General features: G+C 74.1%; 18 protein-coding genes. 11 read left to right on the forward strand and 7 right to left on the reverse strand.

Going from position 1 to position 22,549, the window contains the following annotated elements:
* Nucleotides 1-34: 34 nt before the first annotated feature.
* Entirely contained in the window at nt 35-1,087 is a 1,053-nt protein-coding gene (locus ACWDAS_RS31760) for an ATP-dependent DNA ligase (protein WP_450397886.1), read from the forward strand.
* Here the strand turns inward: ACWDAS_RS31760 and ACWDAS_RS31765 are convergent.
* Nucleotides 1,060-1,707: an NIPSNAP family protein gene (locus ACWDAS_RS31765; protein ID WP_450397888.1), complete on the reverse strand. Its 648-nt coding sequence runs from the start codon at nt 1,705-1,707 to the stop codon at nt 1,060-1,062. The two genes, ACWDAS_RS31760 and ACWDAS_RS31765, sit on opposite strands and share 28 nt — an antisense overlap.
* Nucleotides 1,708-1,757: 50 nt before the next feature.
* Nucleotides 1,758-4,583: a lysylphosphatidylglycerol synthase transmembrane domain-containing protein gene (locus tag ACWDAS_RS31770; RefSeq protein ID WP_450397890.1), complete on the reverse strand. Its 2,826-nt coding sequence runs from the start codon at nt 4,581-4,583 to the stop codon at nt 1,758-1,760.
* A gap of 359 nt (nt 4,584-4,942) precedes the next feature.
* Between ACWDAS_RS31770 and ACWDAS_RS31775 the strand changes: the two genes are divergently transcribed.
* A complete protein-coding gene (locus ACWDAS_RS31775; RefSeq protein WP_450397891.1) occupies nt 4,943-5,338 on the forward strand; it encodes an MGMT family protein in 396 nt (131 codons plus the stop codon).
* 234 nt (nt 5,339-5,572) lie between these two features.
* Nucleotides 5,573-8,860 (forward strand): ATP-dependent helicase, encoded by a 3,288-nt coding sequence (locus ACWDAS_RS31780; RefSeq protein WP_450397892.1) that lies wholly within the window; start codon nt 5,573-5,575, stop codon nt 8,858-8,860.
* A gap of 11 nt (nt 8,861-8,871) precedes the next feature.
* Here ACWDAS_RS31780 and ACWDAS_RS31785 read toward each other — a convergent pair whose 3' ends face one another.
* Entirely contained in the window at nt 8,872-9,279 is a 408-nt protein-coding gene (locus tag ACWDAS_RS31785) for a type II toxin-antitoxin system VapC family toxin (RefSeq protein WP_450397894.1), read from the reverse strand.
* Nucleotides 9,276-9,554 (reverse strand): type II toxin-antitoxin system Phd/YefM family antitoxin, encoded by a 279-nt coding sequence (locus tag ACWDAS_RS31790; protein ID WP_450397896.1) that lies wholly within the window; start codon nt 9,552-9,554, stop codon nt 9,276-9,278. The genes ACWDAS_RS31785 and ACWDAS_RS31790 overlap by 4 nt, the downstream gene beginning before the upstream one ends.
* Nucleotides 9,555-9,672: 118 nt before the next feature.
* Here ACWDAS_RS31790 and ACWDAS_RS31795 point away from each other — a divergent pair, with 118 nt between their 5' ends.
* From ACWDAS_RS31795 to nudC, 3 genes are all read left to right on the forward strand, one after another.
* Nucleotides 9,673-13,200, forward strand: a complete 3,528-nt coding sequence (locus ACWDAS_RS31795; RefSeq protein WP_450397898.1) for an ATP-dependent DNA helicase — start codon at nt 9,673-9,675, stop codon at nt 13,198-13,200.
* A 10-nt stretch (nt 13,201-13,210) separates the two neighbouring features.
* On the forward strand, nt 13,211-14,599 hold the full coding sequence (locus tag ACWDAS_RS31800) for a dipeptidase (protein WP_450397899.1): 1,389 nt from the start codon (nt 13,211-13,213) through the stop codon (nt 14,597-14,599).
* A gap of 136 nt (nt 14,600-14,735) precedes the next feature.
* Nucleotides 14,736-15,614 (forward strand): NAD(+) diphosphatase, encoded by an 879-nt coding sequence (gene nudC, locus ACWDAS_RS31805; protein WP_450398013.1) that lies wholly within the window; start codon nt 14,736-14,738, stop codon nt 15,612-15,614.
* A gap of 65 nt (nt 15,615-15,679) precedes the next feature.
* Here the strand turns inward: nudC and ACWDAS_RS31810 are convergent, their stop codons facing one another.
* Nucleotides 15,680-15,937 carry a mycoredoxin gene (locus ACWDAS_RS31810; RefSeq protein WP_450397900.1) on the reverse strand — a complete coding sequence of 86 codons (258 nt, stop codon included), beginning with the start codon at nt 15,935-15,937 and terminating at the stop codon, nt 15,680-15,682.
* A 153-nt stretch (nt 15,938-16,090) separates the two neighbouring features.
* On the opposite strand from ACWDAS_RS31810, the gene ACWDAS_RS31815 reads away from it, so the two are divergent.
* The 5 genes from ACWDAS_RS31815 (at nt 16,091) to ACWDAS_RS31835 (ending at nt 19,780) form a co-directional block, all read left to right on the forward strand.
* Nucleotides 16,091-18,301, forward strand: coding sequence for an ATP-dependent DNA helicase UvrD2 (locus ACWDAS_RS31815; protein ID WP_450397902.1), 2,211 nt, complete (start codon nt 16,091-16,093; stop codon nt 18,299-18,301).
* A 152-nt stretch (nt 18,302-18,453) separates the two neighbouring features.
* A complete protein-coding gene (locus ACWDAS_RS31820; RefSeq protein ID WP_450397904.1) occupies nt 18,454-18,747 on the forward strand; it encodes a hypothetical protein in 294 nt (97 codons plus the stop codon).
* A 103-nt stretch (nt 18,748-18,850) separates the two neighbouring features.
* Entirely contained in the window at nt 18,851-19,198 is a 348-nt protein-coding gene (locus ACWDAS_RS31825; RefSeq protein ID WP_450397906.1) for a WhiB family transcriptional regulator, read from the forward strand.
* Nucleotides 19,195-19,506 carry a hypothetical protein gene (locus ACWDAS_RS31830; RefSeq protein ID WP_450397908.1) on the forward strand — a complete coding sequence of 104 codons (312 nt, stop codon included), beginning with the start codon at nt 19,195-19,197 and terminating at the stop codon, nt 19,504-19,506. The genes ACWDAS_RS31825 and ACWDAS_RS31830 overlap by 4 nt, the downstream gene beginning before the upstream one ends.
* Nucleotides 19,507-19,579: 73 nt before the next feature.
* Nucleotides 19,580-19,780 carry a hypothetical protein gene (locus ACWDAS_RS31835; protein WP_450397909.1) on the forward strand — a complete coding sequence of 67 codons (201 nt, stop codon included), beginning with the start codon at nt 19,580-19,582 and terminating at the stop codon, nt 19,778-19,780.
* Nucleotides 19,781-19,801: 21 nt separating this feature from the next.
* Here the strand turns inward: ACWDAS_RS31835 and ACWDAS_RS31840 are convergent, their stop codons facing one another.
* Together ACWDAS_RS31840 and ACWDAS_RS31845 are read right to left on the reverse strand one after the other, a co-directional pair.
* Entirely contained in the window at nt 19,802-21,172 is a 1,371-nt protein-coding gene (locus ACWDAS_RS31840; protein WP_450397911.1) for an ABC1 kinase family protein, read from the reverse strand.
* A 70-nt stretch (nt 21,173-21,242) separates the two neighbouring features.
* Nucleotides 21,243-22,364, reverse strand: a complete 1,122-nt coding sequence (locus tag ACWDAS_RS31845; RefSeq protein WP_450398014.1) for a TOMM precursor leader peptide-binding protein — start codon at nt 22,362-22,364, stop codon at nt 21,243-21,245.
* Nucleotides 22,365-22,549: the final 185 nt, after the last annotated feature.

Genomic DNA, 22,549 nt, shown 5'->3' on the forward strand with positions numbered 1-22,549 from the left:
GGCGGGCGGCGCCTGTCGGGCGGACAATCGCGGCATGGACCTTCCGGTGATGCCGCCCGTGAAGCCGATGCTCGCCAAGTCGGCGGACGCGATCCCGCCCGGCATGCTGTACGAGGGCAAGTGGGACGGCTTCCGGGCCATCGTCTTCCGCGACGGCGCCGAGGTGGAGATCGGCAGCCGCACCGGCAAGCCGCTGACCCGCTACTTCCCCGAGATCGTCGAGGCGGTCCGGACCGAACTGCCGCCGCGCGCCGTCGTCGACGGCGAGATCGTCCTCGCCCGCGAGGGCCGGCTGGACTTCGACGCGCTGCTGGAACGCATCCACCCCGCCGACTCCCGCGTCCGGCAGCTCGCCGAGCGCACCCCGGCCTCCCTCGTCGCCTTCGACCTGCTCGCGCTGGGCGACCGCTCCCTGATGGCGGACCCGCAGACCTGGCGCCGCCAGGCCCTGGTCGACGCGCTCGGCACCGCGCGGGCTCCGGTCCACGTCGCGCCCGCCACGACCGACATCGAGCTCGCCCGGCGGTGGTTCGAGCAGTACGAGGGGGCGGGGCTGGACGGCGTCGTCGCCAAGCCCCCCGAGTCCAGTTACCGCCCCGACGAACGCGTCATGATCAAGGTCAAGCACGAGCGCACCGCCGACTGCGTGCTCGCCGGCTACCGCCGGCACAAGTCCGGCCCCGTCGTCGGCTCCCTGCTGCTCGGCCTGCACGACGCCGCCGGCCGCCTCCAGCACGTCGGCGTCTGCGCCTCCTTCCCCATGCGCCGTCGCGAGGAACTGGTCGCCGAACTGGAGCCCCTGCGCATGGCCTCCGCCGAGGGGCACCCCTGGGCCGATTGGGCCGAAGCCGAGCCCGGCGGCCGCATGCCGGGCGCCCAGAGCCGCTGGAGCGCGGGCAAGGACCTGTCCTGGATCCCGCTGCGGCCCGAGCGCGTCCTGGAGGTCGCCTACGACCACATGCAGGGCGACCGCTTCCGGCACACCGCCCGGTTCCGCCGCTGGCGGCCCGACCGCGACCCCGTCGACTGCACCTACGCGCAGCTGGAGGAGCCGGTCGGCTACGACCTCGGCGACATCTTGGGCTGAGGCCCCGGGACGCGTACGGGGGCCAGCCGCAGCCGCTGCGGCGGCCGCAGCAGACGCCGTTCGAGCCCGGCCGGCAGGGCGGTCCGCTCCGGGTGGGCGCCGGCGTCCGGGAGGGCGGTGAACCAGACGACGACGTCCTCGCCGGTGCGGACCGGCAGTGCGGGGAAGTCGTTCTCGGCGTGTTCGGTGCGGTGCGCCGCCGCGGTCGCCGGGAGGCCGCCCGCGGCCGCGAGAGCGCCGGTGAAGGCCGCCGGGTCGGTGGGATGACAGATGGTCACGACGACCGTCCCCGCGTCCGGCGGCACGGCGTAACCGGGGCCGCGCAGCAGCAGGACGTCGTCCGAGTCGGTCATGGTGGCGTTGGCCGCGTCACGGTGCGCCCGCCACACAGGGCCGCCGTAGAAGGCACGCAGGGCGCGGTTCCTGGCCGCCATGTCCGGGAAGCCGCGCATCCACACGAAGCGGTCCGGGTCGTCCAGGTCGCGGAAGCGGCCGCCGACCCGGATCCCGGCGGCCTCCTGGCCGGTGACGAACTCGCGCTCGAACAGGTCGATCAGGGTGTCCCGGGCGCCGGGGCGCAGGGTGTACCGGCGCAGCTCGACGATGTGCGTGGTGTCCATGGCGGGACCGTACGGGCGGCCCACTGACAACCCCTGTCAGTGGGCCCGCCTCACAACGCCTGCCGCCGGGTGAGCTGGGTGAACGCCAGCCATCCGGGGAGCACCGGGAGCCAGAAGGTCAGCACGCGGAACAGCAGCACCGCCGAGGTGGCCGTCGCCGAGTCGAGATGGCCGATGGTGGTCAGACCGGCGATCAGCGCGCCCTCGACCGCGCCCAGGCCGCCCGGCGTCGGGGCGGCGGAGCCCAGCGCGTTGCCCGCGAGGAAGATCACCGCGATCGCCGCGAAATTGACCTCGCCGTGGAAGGTGCGGATGCTCGCGTCCAGGCACAGCACGAAGGCCAGGGTCAGCAGCAGCGTGCCGCCGATGCCCGTGGTCAGCTTCATCGGCTGCTGGAGCACGTCCAGCATGCGCGGGACCACGCCGGCGAACAGCGCCCGTACCCGCGTGGAGACGAAGCGCCGCAGCGGCGGCACCGCGGTGACGACCAGGAAGAGCACGCCGGCCGTCAGCAGACCCGCCATCACCGTCCGGGACGGGGACAGCGACGGGGTCTTCTCGGTGCCGGTGATGTAGCCGAAGACCAGCAGCAGGCTGATGTGCGAGCCGAGGCCGACCAGCTGCGAGGCGCCCACGCTCGCCACCGCCAGACCGGGGCGCACGCCCGACTTCTGCAGGTAGCGGGTGTTGAGCGCCACACCGCCGATGGCCGCAGGGGCGACCAGCTTCACGAAGGAGCCGGCGATCTGCGCCAGCGTGGTGCGGACGAAGGACAGCTTCTCCGGCACGAAGCCGGACAGCGCCATCGCCGCGGCGACGTAGCTGAGCGCGGAGGCCAGCACGGCGACGACGACCCAGCCCCAGTTCGCCTCGGCCAGCAGCGTCGCGGGGTCGATGCTGCTGATCTGGGAGAGCAGGAAGTACGCGGCGAAGGCGCCCGCGATGATGCTGATCAGGGTGCGCGGGCGCACCCGCTCCAGCCGCACCGGCTCCACCGGGGCCTGCGGGCGGATGAGCAGCACCTGGTGGCGGATCCGGGTGAGCAGATCCTCCTCGCGGGCCTCCTCCAGCGCATCCTCGATCGCCTTCTTCTCGGCCCGCCGTTCGGCCTTGGTCTCCTTGCCCGTCTCCTTGCCGCCGGCCTCGCTGTCCGCGCGTCCGGCCTTGGAGGCGGCCAGCACTGCCTCGCGCTCACGCTGCGCCCGTTCCCTGGCGAGCTGCTTCAGCGTCGCCCGGGTGGTACGGCTCAGCGCGATCGGCTGCAGCAGCGGCAGGGAGTCGGCGACGGCGTCGGGGCCCAGCACGGCCACGGCCGAGGCCACCGACCGCTCGGGACCGACGCGCAGCGCCAGGGTGGTGAGCAGCTGCGCCACGTCCATGCGCAGCACGATGTCGCCGGCGGCGATCTCGCCGCCGCGCAGATCGGTCAGGAAGACCGTGCCGGAACGATCCATCTGGAGCGACTCGCCGACCAGCCGGCGGTGCGCGATCCGCCGCGACTGCAGTGACTTCACCTGCGCCCAGGCGCCGTGCAGCACCTCGTCGGTGATCTCCTCGTCCGCCAGCGCGTCCAGCGATCGGCCGCCCATGTGCTCGTACACCAGCATCACGGCGTCCGGGCCCAGCTCGGAGGTGGCGATCAGCCGCGGGGCGTTGGCGCCCGCGGCGATGGCCGCGTAGGCGAGCAGCGCCTCCTGTTCCAGCGCCTGGCGCAACGACTGCAGGCTGCGCCGCTGGGTGATCCCGCGCAGCTGGAGCCGGCGCCACATGCGGTAGAAGAAGCCGTGCGCCTGCTGCTCGCGGTCCACGACCGTGACGTCGAGCAGCGGGCCGTCCTCCAGGGTCACCATGTAGCGGCGGCCCCGGTCGGAGTCGGGCGAGTCGGGGAACTCGTCCTCCGCGCGGACCGCCGTCAGCGGCGCGAAGCCCACCCTGCGCAGGCCCGCGAGCAGGTTCTGGCCGGTCGGGCGGACGTTCGGCGAGCCGACCCCGTAGAGCGTGCCGTACGCCACCGTCCAGCCGATCAGCACGGTCACGATGATCGAGAACGGCGTCGTGTAGCCGCCCATGAGTACCGCGAAGGAGTCCACCACCAGCACGAACCACAGCGCCACCCGCCAGCGCGGGCGCCGGGCCATGCCGACCGCCGTCATATAGGCGATCACCGGGGCCAGGTAGCCGTGGACGGGGTCGGTGAGCCCGCCGCCTGGCGCGTCCCGGGTCAGCGCGTCCCGGATCGCCACCGGCGCCGCGTCCGACACCCACAGGTCGGTCGCGAGCGACACCCCGTGGGCCAGGACCGCGGCCAGCACGCCGTCGGCGATGCGCAGCCCGTCCCGCTTGATCAGCCGCTCCACGGCGAACGCCACGGGCACGATCAGCACCGCCACGGTCGCCAGCAGCCCGGCGATCGTGATCAGCGGCTCCGGGGCGTGCGTCGCGCCCTCGGCGATGTCCTGCTCCACGCCCGAGGTCGTCGCGTGCGCGAAGCCCGCGATCATGAGCACGATCGCGATGCCGAGGAGCCCGAACAGGAAGCGCATGAGATCGACGGGGCGGTGCACCCGCGCGGGCAGCAGCGGCTCGTCCCGCGCCACCGGGTCGGGGTGCGGGGTTGTGCCGGCGCAGGCGTCCTCGTCGTTCGCGGGCGCGGTGGTCCGCGGCCCGGGTGTGCCGCCGGGGCCGTCCGCGGCGTTGTCGTCCTCGGCGTCCTCGGCGTCCTTGGCCGGAGGCGCCGTCGCGGCCGGGTCGTCGGCCGTCGCGGCGGAAGCCCCGTGGGGTTCCGCCTCGTCGTGGGGCCCGGAGGCACCCGCGGCCCGCGCGGGCGCGGATGTGGCGCGGGTCTCACCGAGGGGGGCGTCGCCGGACGCGGTCACGGCGCGTCCGTCTCGGCCGCCGGGGGCCGGCACGGCGCCGGCGGAGGGGAGGACCGGGGCGGCCCCGGCCACGTCACCGGGCACCGGCGGGGCCGGTGGCACGGGGGCGGAACCCCCGGCCGGACCGCCGTCCCGGGGGCCTTCGGAGGCAGCGGGGACCGCGTGAGCGGCTCCGTTCCCGCTCACGTCGTGCTCGCCTGCTGTCTCTTTTTGATCTCGTATCACCAGTCACCGCCCGGATGATGGTGGCACGAGCAGCCCGCGCATGGGCGCAGGAGGGGGCAATTCGACGTCACGGGCGCCCCCGCGCGCACTCCCGCCGGCCGCGATTGTCGGTGCCCTGGGGCACCATGTGACGGATGAGCAAGGACACCGCGCACGACCCGGACGACGCCCCGGAGCTTCCCGCGTACGCGGAGCGCGTGCTGGACGTCGCCGAGCGGATCCCGCCGGGGAGGGTCATGACGTACGGCGACATCGCCGAATGGCTGGGGGAGGGCGGCCCCCGGCAGGTGGGCCACGTCATGGCGCTGTACGGCGGAGCCGTGCCGTGGTGGCGCGTGGTCCGCGCGGACGGCGGGCTGCTGCCCGGCCACGAGCTGCGCGCCCTGGAGCACTACCGCGCGGAGGGCACCCCGCTGCGCCCCGCCGCGCAGGCCGCGAAGGGCCACATACCCCGCCTGGACATGCGCAGGGCCCGCTGGGACGGCACGGATCCCGTGCCCGCCCCCGGCGGGGACGGCGAGGACGACTGACGACCGGACGCTCACACCATCCAGCTTCCGCCATCCGGGACCGGTTGATGCGATCGGCCGTCCGGACGGAGTACGGCACCCGGCGCCCGGCCGCTCCCGCATCCGTACGGGAAGGACGGGACGCGCGGCGGCCCCGGTGACCGGTGGCGTACCGTCGGCACCTGGCCGCCCCCGGCCACCGGCAGCACAGCCACCCGCACACGCACCCGCACGCACACGGAACCGGCGAACCACGTGACCTCCTCCTCCACACGCCAGACGGACGCCGCCGCACGGCGCTCCGGGGGGACGGTCGGGCCTTCCGGCGGCTACCGGCTGCTACGGACCGCTCCGGAACCGGTGACACCCCCTGAACTGGACGCGTCCCAGCGCGCGGTGGTTGAGCACGGCGGCGGCCCGCTTCTCGTCCTCGCCGGGCCGGGCACCGGGAAGACCACCACCCTGGTCGAGGCCGTCGCCGAGCGGGTGCGGCGCGGCACCGACCCGGAGCGCGTCCTCGTCCTCACCTTCGGCCGCAAGGCGGCGGGCGAACTGCGCGACCGCATGGCCGCCCGGATGGGCGGCGCCGCCGCACCGCAGGCGACCACCTTCCACTCCTTCTGTTACGCCCTGGTCCGCGCCCACCAGGATCCCGAGCTGTTCGCCGACCCGCTGCGGCTGCTGTCCGGCCCCGAGCAGGACCTGGCGGTGCGCGAGCTCCTGGCGGGCGAGGCCGAGCTGGAACGGCGGGGGCGGGTGCGCGTGCGGTGGCCCGACGAACTGCGCGCGGCGCTGACCACCCGCGGTTTCGCCGACGAGGTCCGGGCCGTGCTGGCCCGTACCCGCGAGCTGGGCCTCGGCCCGCGCGCCCTGGCCGCGTTCGCGGGCCGCACCGGACGCCCCGACTGGTCGGCGGCGGCCGGCTTCCTCGCCGAGTACCTGGACGTCCTCGACCTCCAGGGCGTCATCGACTACGCCGAACTGGTGCACCGCGCGGTGCTGCTCGCCGGGCGTCCCGAGGTGGCCCGCTTCCTGGCCGGGGCGTACGAGGCCGTCTACGTCGACGAGTACCAGGACACCGACCCCGCCCAGGTGCGGCTGCTGCAGGCGCTCGCCGGGTCCGGGCGCGACCTGGTGGCCTTCGGCGACCCGGACCAGTCCATCTACGCCTTCCGCGGCGCCGACGTGAACGGCATCCTCGGCTTCCCGGACGCGTTCCGGCACCGCGACGGCCGCCCCGCCGACGTGCGCGTCCTCACCACGGCCCGCCGCTCCGGGGCCGCCCTGCTGGCCGCCACCCGGCTCGTCACGCGGCGCATGCCGCTGACCCGTCTCCCGGCCGCCGCCGTCCGCGCCCACCGCGAGCTCACGCCGGTCCGTGACGGGGGCTCGGTCGCCGTCCGCACGTACCCCACCCCGGGTGCCGAGCTCGACGGCATCGCCGACGTCCTGCGCCGCGCCCACCTCGAGGACGGCGTCCCCTGGTCCGACATGGCCGTCCTGGTCCGCGCCGGCTCCCGCTCGCTGCCCGTCCTGCGACGCTCGCTCACCTCCGCCGGGGTCCCCGTCGACATCGACGGCGACGACCTCCCGCTGCGGGACGAGCCCGCCGTCGCGCCCCTCCTGCTCGCCCTGCGGGTCTGCGCCCACGGCGCCCTGCCCGACGCCCCGGAGCCCCGGCTCGGCGTCGAGGACGCGCTCACCCTGCTCGGCTCCCCGCTCGGCGGCATGGACGCCGCCGACCTGCGCCGCCTGGGGCGCGCCCTGCGCGAGGAGGAACGGGCCGCCGGCGTCGCCGTGCCGCGGCCCTCGGACGAGCTCATCGCCGAGGCCCTGGCGGAGCCCGAACGGCTCGTGGCGCAGGACCCGTCGTACGCGCGGGGCGCGCAGCGGCTCGGCGGGCTGCTGCGCAAGGGACGCGAGCTGCTGGCCGGCGGCGGCACGGCGGAACAGGCCCTGTGGGAGCTGTGGGACGGCACCCCCTGGCCCGGGCGGCTGGAACGGGCCGCGGCGCGCGGCGGCGCCGCCGGGCGCAACGCCGACCGGGACCTGGACGCGGTGTGCGTGCTGTTCGACGCCGCGGCCCGCGCCGAGGAGCGCACCGGCGGCCGCGGCGCGCTCAACTTCCTGGAGGAGCTGACCGCCCAGGACATCGCCGCCGACGTGCTCACCCGCCGCGCCGTGCGCCCCGACGCCGTACGGCTGATGACCGCCCACCGCTCCAAGGGCCTGGAGTGGCGCCTCGTCGTCGTCGCGGGCGTCCAGGAGGGGCTCTGGCCCGACCTGCGCCGCCGCGGCTCCCTGCTGGAGGCCGACCGCATCGGCCGCGACGGCCTGGCGGAGCCGCTGACCCAGGGCGCGCTGCTCGCCGAGGAGCGCCGGCTGTTCTACGTGGCCGCCACCCGGGCCCGTGAGCGGCTGGTGGTGACCGCCGTGAAGGCCGCCGCCGACGACGGCGACCAGCCCTCCCGCTTCCTCGCCGAGCTCGGTGTCGAGCCGGTCGACGTCACCCACCGTGCCCGCCGCCCGCTGTCCGTCGCGGCGCTCGTCGCCGAGCTGCGCGCCACGACCGTCGACCCGGCCGCCTCCCCGGCCCTGCGCGAGGCCGCCGCCCGGCGCCTCGCGCGGCTGGCGGCCCTGGAGGACGCCGGCCAGCCGCTGGTCCCCGCCGCCCACCCCGAACGCTGGTGGGGCCTGTACGAGCAGACCCGCTCCGAGGTCCCGCTGCGCGACCGCGACAAGCCGGTCACCCTCTCCGGCAGCGCGCTGGACCAGCTGGCCAACACCTGCGCCCTGCAGTGGTTCCTCGGCCGCGAGGTGAAGGCCGAACCGCCCTCCACCGCGGCCCAGGGCTTCGGCAACGTCCTGCACGTCCTCGCCGACGAGGTCGCCTCCGGCAGCACCCCGGCCGACCTGGACGTCCTCATGGAGCGGCTGGACTCGGTGTGGAACGCGCTCGCCTTCGACGCGCCCTGGAAGTCGCAGCAGGAGAAGGAGAACGCCCGGGCCGCCCTGGAGCGCTTCCTGCGGTGGCACGTCATGGAGCGCGGCCGCCAGGCGGTCGCCTCCGAGCACGGCTTCGACATCACCCTGGAGACCGGGGACGTGGCCGTCCGCATCCGCGGCAGCATGGACCGCGTCGAGACCGACGCGGAGGGCAACGCCTACGTCGTCGACTTCAAGACCGGCAAGGCCAAGCCCACCGCCGCCGAGGTCGAACGCCACCCGCAGCTCGCCGTCTACCAGCTCGCCGTCCGCGAGGGCGCCGTCGACGAGCTGTTCCACGGCACCCGGCCCGCCCCCGGCGGCGCCGAGCTCGTCCAGCTCCGCATCGGCGCCGCCCGCCGCGACGGCGGCGACACCCAGCCCACCGTCCAGCAGCAGGAGCCGCTCACCGGCGACTGGGCCGACGGACTGCTCGCCGACGCGGCCGCCCGCGTGCTCGACGAGCGCTTCACGCCCTCCACCGGCCAGCACTGCGAGAACTGCGCCTTCCGCGCCTCCTGCAGCGGCCGCCCCGAGGGACGGCACGTGGTGGAGTGACGGGGTGCGGCTCAGCCGCCCGGTGCCTCGGCCCGCAGCCCGATGTCCTGGGCGGCCTTCAGCAGGCGCTGGTCGTACGTGACGAACACGAGCGGATCCGCGCCTGCCTGGCCGGCGAGGAGCTGCGCCGTCGCCAGGTGGATCGAGTCGAGCGAGCGAAGCAGTGGATCACTGTAGGCGGAAGCCGTGGCACGGACGGCCGCATCGATCTCGAACCGGTAGAGCCGGGTGATCACACCGGGGACGCCGGCGAGTGCCTGCGGGGCCGACCGGCGCAGGGCACGTGGGACCTCCGCCTCGACGAGCGACGACGACACCAAAGGTTCGTCGGGGCGGTCGTTCAGCCAGGCGGCCAACTCCCGTGTGCCCTGCTCCCGGCGGACCAGCTTCACGATCGCCGCCGAGTCCAGGTAGATCACCAGCGCTCCTCCTCGCGCATGACGCCGAGCGCGGCCGCCGTGTCGATCCCCGGATCGCCGAGCACAGGCGGCACCGGGACCGGCCCTGAGGCCGCGGGTGGGGTGGCGCGTCCCTCGGCGACCATGCGGTCCAGTACGGACTGGCTGCCCGAGATGGGCACGAGACGGGCCACCGGGGTTCCGCTCACGGTCACCTCGAATGTCTCGCCGTGCTGGACGCGCGCGAGCACGGCACTGGTGTTCTGGTTCAGCTCGCGTACCGGGATGCGCTCCATGCCTCCAGCGTAGAACGCGATGTTCTACATCGGTAGAGCGGAATGCACCCGAACGGGTGGCAGCCGTCGGACCGGGCGGCGGCGGCCGGTGTCGGTGGTGCCCGATAACCTCCCCTTCGTGTCCTCCCTCATCACCGGTCCCGAGCAGCTCAAGGAACTGCTGGGCATCCCGTTCACCCCGGAGCAGCTGGCGTGCATCACCGCGCCGCTCGCCCCGCAGGTGATCGTGGCCGGCGCCGGTTCGGGGAAGACGACCGTCATGGCGGCCCGCGTGGTGTGGCTGGTCGGCACCGGGCAGGTCGCGCCCGAGCAGGTGCTGGGGCTGACGTTCACCAACAAGGCGGCCGGAGAGCTGTCGGAGCGCGTGCGCAAGGCCCTCGTCCGGGCCGGCGTGACCGACCCCGACCCGGCGGACCCCGACCACGCGCCGGGAGAGCCGCAGATCTCCACGTACCACGCCTTCGCCGGGCAGCTGCTCAAGGAGCACGGGCTGCGCATCGGGCTGGAGCCGACCGCGCGGCTGCTCGCCGACGCGACGCGCTACCAGCTGGCCGCACGCGTGCTGCGTGCCGCGCCCGGTCCCTTCCCGGCGCTCACCAAGGGCATCCCGGGCCTGGTCAGCGATCTGCTGGCACTGGAGGGCGAGCTGGCGGAGCACCTGGTGCCGCCCGAGCGGCTGCTCGCCCACGACCGGCAGTGGCTCGCCGCCCTCGACGGCATCCGGCTCACCAACGCCGAGCTGCGCAGGCTCCCCGAGACCGCGCGCGCCCGCATCGACCTGACCGGGCTCGCCACCGCGTACCGTGCCGAGAAGAAGCAGCGGGATCTGCTCGACTTCGGCGACCAGATCGCCCTGTCGGCGACCCTGGCCCGCACCCGCCCCGAGGTCGGCCGCATCCTGCGCGAGCAGTACGCGGTCGTGCTGCTCGACGAGTACCAGGACACCTCCGTCGCCCAGGGCCTGCTGCTGTCCGCGCTGTTCGGCGACGGCACCGGCCATCCGGTGACCGCGGTCGGCGACCCCTGCCAGGCCATCTACGGCTGGCGCGGCGCCTCGGTGGCCAACCTCGACGACTTCCCCGTCCACTTCGCGCACGCCGACGGCACTCCCGCCCGCCGTCAGTCCCTGTCGGAGAACCGGCGCAGCGGCGGCCGGCTGCTCGACCTCGCCAACGGCCTCGCCGCCGAGCTGCGCGAGCGCCACGAGGGCGTCGAGGCCCTGCGGCCCGCGCCGGGCGCCGAGCGGGACGGCGTCGTGCGCTGCGCGCTGCTGCCCACCCAGGAGGAGGAGATCGCCTGGATCGCCGACTCCGTCGCGCACCTGGTCCGCACGGGCACCGCTCCCGGCGAGATCGCCGTGCTGTGCCGGGCCGCCGCCCATTTCGCCGACATCCACGCGGCGCTCGTCGCCCGTGACGTCCCCGTCGAGGTGGTCGGCCTGTCCGGGCTGCTGCACCTGCCGGAGGTCGCCGACCTGGTCGCCGTCTGCGAGGTGCTGCAGGATCCGACGGCCAACGCCGCCCTCGTCCGGCTGCTCACCGGGCCGCGCTGGCGGATCGGGCCGCGCGATCTGGCGCTGCTGGGCCGGCGGGCCCGGCTGCTCGTACCGGGCCGGGGCGACACCGCGGACCGGCTGGCGGCCGCGGTGGAGGGCGTCGACCCGGCCGAGGTGATCTCGCTCGCCGACGCCCTGGAGACCTTCGTCGACGGCGAGCCCGACGACCACCTGCCCTTCTCCCCGGAGGCACGGGTCCGCTTCGCGCGCCTGGCCACCGAGATACGGGAGCTGCGGCGGGCCCTCGCCGACCCGCTCATGGACGTCCTGCACCGGGTGCTCGCCGTCACCGGCCTGGAGGTCGAGCTCTCCGCGTCCCCGCACGCGCTGGCCGCCCGCCGCCGGGAGACCCTGCACGCGTTCCTGGACATCGCGGCCGGTTTCGCCTCGCTCGACGGCGAAGCCACACTGCTGGCCTTCCTCGGCTTCCTGCGCACCGCCGCGCAGTACGAGAAGGGCCTGGACAGCTCGCTGCCCGGCGGCGAGAACACGGTGAAGGTGCTCACGGCGCACAAGTCCAAGGGCCTGGAGTGGGACGTCGTCGCCGTCCCGGGGCTGGTGCGCAAGGGTTTCCCGAGCGAGCGGGGCCGCGAGCTGTGGCACTTCAACGCCAAGGCGCTGCCGCACGGGCTGCGCGGCGACGCCGCCACCCTCCCCGACGTGGAGGAGTGGTCCCGGGCGGGCCTGGCCGAGTTCAAGACGGCCATGGCCGAGCACAACCGCGTCGAGGAGCTGCGGCTCGGCTACGTCACCTTCACCCGCCCGCGCTCCCTGCTGCTGGGCTCCGGCCACTGGTGGGGCCCCAGCCAGAAGCGCCCCTTCGGGCCGTCCGCCTTCCTCGACGCGCTGCGCGCGCACTGCGAGGCCGGCCACGGCGAGGTCGAGCACTGGGCCGAGGCCCCCGAGCCCGACACCGTCAACCCGGCGCTGAACCGTGCGGCGGAGACCCCGTGGCCGCTGCCCCTGGACCCGGCGGCCCTGGCCCGCCGCCGTGAGGCGGCGCGCAGCGTGCTGGCCCACCTGGAGGCGCCGGCCGTGCACCCGGTGGCGGCCCCGCCCGACCCCGACTGGCCGCCGCCCCCGGAGGACGAGGAGGAGCCGCCGCCGTACGACGCGTACGGCGAATACGACACGTATGACGCGTACGACGCCTACCGCGATCCGGAGGGCGAGTACGACGACGCCTACGGCGGCTCCCCCGGCGACCCGCACGGCGTGCGGGACACCGGCGACTGGGAGGACTGGTCCACCGACCGCCCCGCCATCCCCGGGCAGCCCGGCCCCCGGCCTCCCGCGACCGGGCCCGTCCCCCCGCCCGGGCACGGGCCCGGCGGCGGGGCGGCACTGCTCCCCGAGGAGGCCCGTGCCGTCGCGTCCTGGGACCGGGACCTCGACGCCCTCACCGAGGAGCTGCTCCGCTCCCGCGCGACCGTCCGCGACGTCCCGCTGCCCGCCACGCTCAGCGCCTCCGCCCTGCTGCGCCTGGCCGCCGACCCCGACGGCTTCGCCCGTGACCTGGCCCGCCCCATGCCCCGCCCGCCGCGGCCCGAGGCGCGGCGCGGCACCCGCTTCCACGCCTGGGTCGAGTCCCGTTTCGAGGAGCTGCCGCTGATCGCCCCCGAGGAGCTGCCCGGCATCGAGGGCGACGACGAGATCGCCGACGAGCGCGACCTCGCCGCGCTCAAGGAGGCCTTCCTGCGCACCCCCTACGCCGAACGCACCCCCTACCGCGTCGAGACGCCGTTCCAGATCGGACTCGCAGGCCGGGTGATCCGCGGCCGGATCGACGCCGTGTACCGCGAGGGTGACGGCTACGAGATCGTCGACTGGAAGACCGGCCGCGCCGGCACCGCCGACGCGCTGCAGCTCGCCGTCTACCGGCTCGCCTGGGCCGAGCAGCACGGCGTGCCGTTGTCGCGCGTCACCGCCGCCTTCCTGCACGTGCGGACGGGGGAGCTGATACGGCCCGAGGCCCTGCCCGACCGGGCCGCACTGGAACGCCTGCTGCTGGACGGGCCGGAGCCCGAGCAGGGGCCCGCGCCGGGCTCCGGCCCGGACACCGGCGCCGGGACCTCCGCCGTCGCCCGATAGGCTCAAGGCCATGAGCACCACCCCGGACAGCGTCGTCCGCACGTACATCGAGGCCCATCGGGACACTTTTCTCGGCGATCTCGCCGAGTGGCTGCGCATCCCCTCCGTATCGGCCGATCCGGACCGGGCCGCCGATGTACGGCGCAGCGCCGAGTGGCTCGCGGCGAAGCTGAAGGAGACCGGCTTCCCGGTGGCCGAGGTGTGGGAGACGCCGGGCGCCCCCGCGGTCTTCGCGGAGTGGCCCTCCGACGTCGCGGACGCGCCGACGGTGCTGGTCTACGGCCACCACGACGTGCAGCCCGCCGCCCGCGAGGACGGCTGGGACAGCGAGCCCTTCGAGCCGCTGGTCCGCGACGGCCGGATGTACGGACGGGGCGCCGCCGACGACAAGGGGCAGGTGTTCTTCCACACGCTCGGTGTCCGCGCACACCTGGCCGCCACCGGCCGCACCGCCCCGGCCGTCAACCTGAAGCTGCTGATCGAGGGCGAGGAGGAGTCCGGCTCCCCGCACTTCACCGACCTGGTCCGGGACCGGGCCGGCCGGCTGGCCTGCGACACCGTGATCGTCTCCGACACCGGCATGTGGGACGAGGACACCCCGACCGTGTGCACCGGCATGCGCGGCCTGGCCGACTGCCAGATCGACCTGTACGGCCCCGACCAGGACATCCACTCCGGTTCCTTCGGCGGAGCCGTCCCCAACCCGGCGACCGAGGCGGCCCGGCTCGCCGCGGCCCTGCACGACGCGGACGGCCGGGTGGCGATCCCCGGCTTCTACGAGGGCGTCGTCGAGCTGGACGAGCGCGAGCGCGAGCTGTTCGCCCGCCTGCCCTTCGACGAGGAGCGCTGGCTGCGGACGGCCAAGTCGTACGCGACGAGCGGCGAGGCGGGCTACTCCACCCTGGAGCGGGTCTGGGCCCGGCCGACCGCCGAGGTGAACGGCATCGGCGGTGGCTACCAGGGTCCCGGCGGCAAGACGATCGTGCCGTCCTCGGCCCGGCTGAAGCTGTCCTTCCGGCTGGTGGCGGGGCAGGACACCGACCGCGTGCAGCAGCTGGTCACCGACTGGGTCGCCGCGCGCGTCCCGGCCGGCATCCGGCACGAGATCACCTTCTGGGGGGCCACCCGCCCGTGCCTGACGCCGCTGGACCACCCGGCGCTGCGCTCGGTGACCCGGGCGATGGGGCGGGCCTTCGGCAAGGAGGTCCTGTTCACCCGGGAGGGCGGCTCGGGTCCGGCGGCCGATCTGCAGGACGTTCTCGATGTCCCCGTCCTGTTCCTGGGAATTTCCGTGCCGTCCGACGGTTGGCACTCGGTGAACGAGAAGGTGGAACTGGACCTTCTGCTCAAGGGTGTGGAGACGTCCGCGTACCTCTGGAGCGAGTTCACGACTCTGTAAGCATCCGCACCCATCCGCGCGCTACGGGGAGTTGACAGCAACCTTGTCCGATACGTCCGATACGTCCGATAAGTCAGATACCGGCACCGCCTTCGACGCGACCTCCTTCCCGCCGCCCCTCGCCCGCGCGTCGGGTGTGGACCGCGCCGCCGAGCACCGTCTCGACGAGGCGTGGCTGGCGGCCGCCTGGAGCCACCCGACGACGCGGGTGTTCGTGGTCTCCGGGGGACAGGTCCTGGTCGAGGACACCCCGGACGGCGGCACCGAACTGGTCATGATGCCGAGCTTCGAGGCACCCGAGAGCGAGGTGCACCGCTACTTCCTCGGCGTGGACGAGGAGGGGGTGCGCTACTTCGCGCTGCAGAAGGACTCGCTGCCGGGCCGTCTGGACGACGTGGCCCGTCCGGCGGGGCTGCGCGAGGTCGGGGCGCTGCTGTCGGACCGTGACGCCGGCCTCATGGTGCACGCGGTCGCCCTGGAGAACTGGCAGCGCATGCACCGCTTCTGCTCGCGCTGCGGCGAGCGCACGGTGGTGGCGGCCGCGGGCCACATCCGCCGCTGCCCGGCCTGTGGCGCTGAGCACTACCCGCGCACCGACCCGGCGGTGATCATGCTGGTCACCGACTCGGAGGACCGCGCGCTGCTGGGCCGCCAGGTGCACTGGCCCGAGGGGCGCTTCTCGACGCTCGCGGGCTTCGTGGAGCCCGGGGAGTCCCTGGAGCAGGCCGTGGTGCGGGAGGTCGCCGAGGAGGCGGGGGTGACGGTCGGCGAGGTGAGTTACGTCTCCAGCCAGCCCTGGCCGTTCCCCTCCAGCCTGATGCTGGGCTTCATGGCGCGGGCCACGTCCGCGGCGATCACCGTGGACGGCGAGGAGCTGCACGAGGCGCGCTGGTTCTCCCGGGAGGAGTACCGCAAGGCGATGGAGACCGGCGAGGTGCTGCCGCCGTACGGCATCTCCATCGCGGCGCGGCTGATCGAGCGCTGGTACGGGATGCCGCTGCCGACGCGGCGCTGAGTTCCCGGCCCCGTCGTTCCCCGGCCCGGCCGCGGGGGTGTCGCGCGGCCGGGCCGGGAGGCAGGTCAGCCGGCGAGGGCCTGCTTGACCTGGGCCAGGCTCGGGTTGCTCAGCGGGATCGACTCGGCGCCGCTCTTCGGGGCCACCAGGAGCGTCGGGACCAGCTGGTTGCCTCCGTTGACGCTCTCGACGAACTTCGCCGACTCCGGGTCCTGCTCGATGTTGATCTCCGTGTACGCGATGCCCTCACGGTCCAGCTGACCCTTCAGGCGGCGGCAGTATCCGCACCACGTGGTGCTGTACATCGTCACAGTGCCGGACATCGGTGTTCACTCCTCAAGGCGGGGGATGACGTCGATCCCGAGAACGCTAACCCCTCGCCGCCGCATTCCTTGCAATCGTTCCCGATCCGACCGTCGCACCTCAGCTGTGGATAACTTTCCCGGGCGTCTCCCGGGACCTGGCAGCATGGCGGGGTGACTGCACCAACCCACACCCCGCTCTTCCCGGACTTCCCCGCCGTCCCGGACTCCCCGGACGCCGTGCTCGCCGGGCTCGACCCCGAGCAGCGCGCGGTCGCCACCGCCCTGCACGGGCCGGTGTGCGTGCTGGCGGGAGCCGGTACGGGCAAGACGCGCGCGATCACCCACCGGATCGCGTACGGGGTGCGGGCCGGGATACTGCAGCCGTCCAGTGTGCTCGCGGTCACCTTCACGGCCCGGGCGGCCGGTGAGATGCGCGGGCGGCTGCGGCAGCTCGGCGCGGGCGGCGTGCAGGCGCGCACGTTCCACTCCGCTGCGCTGCGGCAGCTGCAGTACTTCTGGCCGCGGGCCATCGGCGGTGAGATGCCGCGGCTGGCCGAGCGCAAGATCCAGCTGGTCGCGGAGGCCGGGGCGCGCTCGCGCATCCGGCTGGACCGCAACGAGCTGCGTGACGTCACCGGCGAGATCGAGTGGGCCAAGGTCACCCAGACCGCTCCGGAGGACTATCCGGCGGCGGCGGCCAAGGCCGCCCGGGACATCCCGCGCGACGCCGCCGAGATCGCCCGCATCTACACCACCTACGAGCAGCTCAAGCGCGACCGCGGGGTCATCGACTTCGAGGACGTGCTGCTGCTCACCGTCGGTGTCCTGGAGGACCGGCCGGACGTCGCCGACGCCGTCCGCTCCCAGTACCAGCACTTCGTCGTCGACGAGTACCAGGACGTCAGCCCGCTGCAGCAGCGCCTGCTGGACCTGTGGCTGGGCGGCCGGGACAGCGTCTGCGTCGTCGGCGACGCCTCGCAGACCATCTACTCCTTCACCGGCGCCACCCCTGAGTTCCTGCTCGGCTTCCGCACCCGGCATCCGGACGCCACGGTGGTGAAGCTGGTCCGCGACTACCGCTCCACCCCGCAGGTGGTGCACCTGGCCAACGGGCTGCTGTCCCAGGCCCGGGGCCAGGCCGCCCAGCATCGGCTGGAGCTGGTCTCGCAGCGCGAGGCGGGTCCCGAGCCGGTCTACACCGAGTACGCGGACGAGCCCGCCGAGGCCGAGGGCACCGCCCGGCGGATCAGGGAGCTGATCGACGACGGCGTGCGGCCCAGCGAGATCGCCGTGCTCTACCGGGTGAACGCCCAGTCCGAGGTCTACGAGCAGGCACTGGCCGACGCTGGGGTGCCCTATCAGCTGCGCGGTGCCGAGCGCTTCTTCGAGCGGCCGGAGATCCGCGAGGCCGGGCTGCTGCTGCGCGGCGCGGCGCGGGCCGGCGGCACCTCAGACCCGGGGCTGGACGAGGCCGACCTGCCCGCGCAGGTGCGGGCGGTGCTGAGCACCCGCGGCTGGTCCCCCGAGCCCCCCGCGGGTTCCGGCGCGACCCGGGACCGCTGGGAGTCGCTGGCGGCGCTGGTTCGGCTGGCCGAGGACTTCTCCCGGGCCCGTCCGCAGGCCGCGCTCGCGGACTTCGTGACGGAGCTCGACGAGCGGGCGAACGCCCAGCACGCGCCGACCGTCGAGGGCGTCACCCTCGCCTCGCTGCACGCGGCCAAGGGCCTGGAGTGGGACGCGGTGTTCCTGGTCGGTCTGACCGAGGGCACGATGCCGATCACCTACGCCAAGACCGACGAGCAGGTCGAGGAGGAGCGGCGGCTGCTCTACGTCGGCGTCACCCGCGCCCGGTTCCACCTCGCCCTGTCGTGGGCGCTGTCCCGCTCACCGGGCGGCCGCGGCGGGCGACGACCCTCGCGCTTCCTGGACGGGCTGCGGCCGGGCTCGGCGGCCCGGGGCAGGTCGGGCGCCCGTTCGGCCGCCACAGGCGGCGTGGAGCGCGGCTCCGGCGGCAGGCGCAGGCGCGGGCCGGTGCAGTGCCGGGTCTGCGGCCGCACCCTGTCGGACGCGGGCGAGATCAAGCTGATGCGTTGTGAGGACTGCCCCTCCGACATGGACGAGGCGCTGTACGAGCGGCTGCGCGAGTGGCGGGTGGAGCAGGCGAAGGCACTGGGCCAGCCGGCCTACTGCGTCTTCACCGACAAGACGCTGCTGGCGATCGCCGAGGTGCAGCCCACCACGGAGGCCGAATTGTCTGTGATCTCCGGGGTTGGGGCCCGCAAACTGGACAAGTTCGGTGCCGATGTCCTGGCCCTGTGCGCGGGTCGCGAGCCCGCCGGTGAGAGCGGTGACGAAGCTGTTGCGGAAGAGCCCGGAAAATAGTTTGCGCGGTCCGAGGAGATCCCCATAGCCTGCGGGAGCGCGAACGAAGCGGCTCTGTGAAGGACCTTCCCGGAGCGGTGGGATCCGTGATGTACTAACCCAGCACAACCTGTCAGATCAGCCCGACGAGACGCCGAGAGGAGGCGAGACCAGTGATCAGCTTCGAGACCAAAATGACCGATCGCCAGGTCGTCGCCGCATGCTCTCTTGGTGCCTCGCTCCGTGGCACCGGTCTGTCCAGCCGCCTGTCCGGCGGTCTGCCCACCACCGTTCTCTCCATTCGGGAGCGCGGCGGCGAGCGACCGACCCAGGCACCGGCGGTGGCAGTAATGGCTGAGGCTCAGGCCTATGCCTTTGCGGCGACCAATGGTGCCGGAATCCAGATGACGCAGCAGCACCCGAAGTGGGCCTTCCGCGGGCTCGAACCCTGGAGCGATCCAGTCTGATCGACGATCAGGCCGGCGCCTTCAGGGCCGCGGAATCCCAGACCGGGATCCGCGGCCCTTCTGTTTTCCCACCCCCGACAAACAGATGAGGAACGAAGCGATCGTGCATCTCACCTCGCACGCACCGTCCGTACCCGCCCCCGTACGCCCGCCTGACCCGGAGGTCCCCTTGCTGCCCCTCACCGAGCTCGACGACGAGATCGAGCGCCTCGGCGTCCCCGTCCCGTGCCGGACCTACGACCCGGAGGTCTTCTTCGCCGAGTCCCCGGCCGACGTCGAGTACGCCAAGTCGCTGTGCCAGACCTGCCCGGTCCGCGAGGCCTGCCTCGCCGGCGCCAAGGACCGCCGTGAGCCCTGGGGTGTCTGGGGTGGAGAGCTCTTCGTCCAGGGTGTCGTGGTGCCGCGCAAGCGTCCCCGTGGCCGTCCGCGCAAGAACGCGGTTGTGGCATGAAGCGCCCAGCCGTCGGAACGATCGACCGCCCCCTCACGCACGACCCCAAGAAGCAGGCCCCGATGAACCCGTCCGTCACCGAACGCCCCGCACCGCCGTCCGACGCCCCCGCTGAGCGTCAGAACAGGAACCTCGAAATGCAACTCATGCCAGAAGCCCTGGCCCGTGCCCATATGCAAGCGCGCCTCTACGAGGCCGAGCACGAACGGATGGCTCTCCGCGTGCTCAACGCCCGGCGCCTGCAGCGCCGCGCCGAACGCGCCTCGCTGCGCGCCCGCCGGGCGCTCGCCATGGCCGTGATGCAGTAGCGCTCGCACATCGACAACGACACACAACCGCGGGGCCGGTCGATTTCGACCGGCCCCGCGGTATCGTCACGAAGTGGACCAGAAGACTCAATTCGAACGGGTCGGGACTGCTCCCACGACGACGACGTGCGCCCGCTGCGGGGCCGTCGCCGAGGGACTCCCCCTCACCTGGACCTGCTCCGTCGAGAACGGCAGCCGCGTGTACTTCTGCGACGACTGCGCCCGCAGCAACATCCGCAGTATCGAAGGCCGGCTGGACTCCTCCTGGTGGTAGGGGGCCGCCCCTGGAGCAGCCCTAGGCCGAGGCGTCCTCGGTCTCGGGCAGCGGGGCCAGCCCCTCCCCGGAGAAGCCGGGCAGCCACTCGAGCAGCTCGTCCCGCAGCCGGACGGTGGCCGCCAGCTGGCACAGCACCCCGATGGTGCTGAGCGTCACCCGGTGGATGAGCAGATACGAGGGCGGCAGATTGAGCTGCTTGCCCAATTGGTGGGCGGGCGAGCGCGGGTCGGCGACCCGCGCCGCCTGCGCGCGCATCCAGCCGCGCGCGAAAGTGAACTCGTCCACCGCCGCGGGCTCGATGATCGGCCGCAGGTAGTCCAGCACTGCGTCCGGGTCGAGTTCGATCGTCGGTTTGACGAAGCCCTCCTGGCAGAGCATCGAGTGCACCGACTCCGCGTCGTCGGCCAGCGCCATCCGCAGCGCCGTCCCTATCGGCAGCGGCAGGCCCTCCGGCAGCCGGTCCACCGTGCCGAAGTCCAGCACGCCCAGCCGCCAGCCCCGCGCCGGGCCGTCGTCGACCAGCAGCCGGAAGTTGCCCGGGTGCGGATCGGCGTGAAGCAGCCCTGTGCGGGCCGGTCCGGCGAAGAGGAAGTGCGCCAGCAACTGACCGGCTCGGTCGCGCATCTCCGCCGTCCCCCGGGAGATCACCTCCGCCAGCGGCACCCCGTCCATCCACTCCGTCACCAGCACCTGGTCCGTGCGGTGCACCACATCGGGCACCACCACGTCCGGGTCGTCCGCGAACTCCACGGCGTGGGCGTGCTGGGCCTGCGCCTCCAGTTCGTAGTCCAGTTCCTCCGAGACCCGGTCGCGCAGCTCCGAGATCAGCGGCTTGATGTCCATGCCGGGAATGAGCGGGCCGAACAGCCTCGCCACCCGGCCGAGTTGATTGAGGTCCGACAGCAGGGCGTCCCCCGCGCCGGGGTACTGCACCTTGACCGCGACCTTGCGGCCGTCGTGCCAGACGGCCCGGTGCACCTGCCCGATCGAGGCGGCCGCCGCCGGCTGGTCCTCGAACTCCGTGAAGAGCTCGCGCCAGTCCTCGCCGAGGCGCTCGGCCAGCACGGCGTGCACGGTGCGGGCCGGCATCGGGGGCGCGGCATCCTGCAGCTTGGTGAGGGCGGCGCGGTAGGGGCCCGCGACCTCCTCGGGCAGGGCGGCCTCGAAGACGGACAGGGCCTGCCCGAACTTCATCGCGCCGCCCTTCAGCTCGCCGAGGACCTTGAAGAGCTGTTCGGCCGTCCGCTCCTGCAGCTCGGTCGCGACCACTTCCGCGGGGCGGCCGCCGAGCCGCTTGCCCAGCCCCAGCGTCGCCCGGCCGGCGAATCCCAGCGGGAGCGCGGCCAACTTGGCCGTACGGGTCACCGCTTTGCGCGGAAGATCAGACATGCGCCCCCTCTTTCCGATCGGTCACTTCGTCATTGTCCCCCTCCCCTCCCGGACCATGGCACCGGCCGTGTCACAAAGCTCCGGTGGCGTCCGCCCGTCCGGCACCTCCGGCGGGCGCACCGCATCCGCATCTGCGGTCACCGGGCACCGGCCGCACCTCCGTCGTCAGCCGGGCCAGGCCCATCTCGACCCGTCCCCCGCAGCTGGGCGGTCGGCCGCCGTCGACGAAGGCGAGGGCATGCGCGGCGGCGAGCCCGGCCACCGTGGTCGCCAGCGCGACGTCGCAGGCCGGGACACCACCGCGGCCGGACCGCAGCTGGGCCAGCACCCGGGGCCAGGCGGCGTCGGCGTCCGCCATCCGCAGCCCCAGGCATCCCGCGCACCCCGTGCTCCCCGGCACCACCAGGGGACCCACCACTCCCCGCCCTTCCAGCACGCCCGCGTAGAGATGGGGAATCCCGGCCGCCATCAGCGGTTCGGCCTCCTGCGCGTCGGGGGCGTAGGCGGCCAGGCCGTCGCGCGGCGCGATCACCACCAGGGACAACCCGGGCTCCGGTGAGGCGGACGGCCCCCTGCGGCCCACCGCCGCCGCCCGCGGATCCGGTGCCGTCCGCCGCACCAGCCCGCGCGCCGCCGCGTCCCGGCGTTCGCCGATGTGCTCCGCCGGGATCCCGCCCGGTGCGGTGTCCCAGGGTTCGACCCGGCCGCCGTCGCGCACGTCGACCCGGCCCACCCCCGCCGCAGAGATGATCGCCGCGATCGTCGCGCCGACCCGTCCCGCCCCGGTCACCCGCACTCGGGCGGCCCGCCGTCCGCTCATCCGCTCCGCCGCCCCGCCGGGGTCGGTGTGCACCACCGACAGCGCCGCCAGGTCGGGACGGAGCCTGTCCAGCGCGGACGAGTGGTGCCGTATCGTCGCGGACAGTTCGGTGTGCGCCGTCGCGTCGTCCAGCACACCGCCCTCGGCCAGCAGCCCGAGCAGCCGCCGGGCCTGAGGAGGCCGCAGCCCCAGCGATTCGGCCTCGCGGGCCAGCGGCCCGAGCCCGCGCGTCCCGTCGAGCAGGTCGAGGAAGGCGGCGGCCGCGCCGTCCACCGGATCCAGGACGACCGCGTGCGCCGGGTCGACGCCGAATTGCAGGCTTTCCCGGCTGCGCCAACTTCGGCGCATCGCCGGCTTGAGCATGGGACGCATGGCCACCCCCGTGGGCTGAGTTCCCGATCAAGAGATCGGCCGGATTCCGTGTCAGGCCAGCATGCCCGGAATCCGCGGTTCGGCCGCGAAAGTTATCCACAGGCGCAGCGAATGATCATTCGGTATGACTGGCGCCGGGGATCCGTGCCGCTCGCCTTTTTCGGCGAGCAGCACCGGGGGGCGGG

Source organism: Streptomyces sp. NPDC001070, from assembly GCF_053598835.1.

Excerpts from the sequence above, each read along its gene's own strand:
- ACWDAS_RS31760 (WP_450397886.1), top strand. The coding sequence starts at position 35 with ATGGACCTTCCGGTGATGCCGCCCGTGAAGCCGATGCTCGCCAAGTCG.
- ACWDAS_RS31765 (WP_450397888.1), bottom strand. The coding sequence starts at position 1,707 with ATGGACACCACGCACATCGTCGAGCTGCGCCGGTACACCCTGCGCCCC.
- ACWDAS_RS31775 (WP_450397891.1), top strand. The coding sequence starts at position 4,943 with ATGAGCAAGGACACCGCGCACGACCCGGACGACGCCCCGGAGCTTCCC.
- ACWDAS_RS31790 (WP_450397896.1), bottom strand. The coding sequence starts at position 9,554 with ATGGAGCGCATCCCGGTACGCGAGCTGAACCAGAACACCAGTGCCGTG.
- ACWDAS_RS31800 (WP_450397899.1), top strand. The coding sequence starts at position 13,211 with ATGAGCACCACCCCGGACAGCGTCGTCCGCACGTACATCGAGGCCCAT.
- ACWDAS_RS31810 (WP_450397900.1), bottom strand. The coding sequence starts at position 15,937 with ATGTCCGGCACTGTGACGATGTACAGCACCACGTGGTGCGGATACTGC.
- ACWDAS_RS31830 (WP_450397908.1), top strand. The coding sequence starts at position 19,195 with ATGAAGCGCCCAGCCGTCGGAACGATCGACCGCCCCCTCACGCACGAC.
- ACWDAS_RS31840 (WP_450397911.1), bottom strand. The coding sequence starts at position 21,172 with ATGTCTGATCTTCCGCGCAAAGCGGTGACCCGTACGGCCAAGTTGGCC.
- ACWDAS_RS31845 (WP_450398014.1), bottom strand. The coding sequence starts at position 22,364 with ATGCGTCCCATGCTCAAGCCGGCGATGCGCCGAAGTTGGCGCAGCCGG.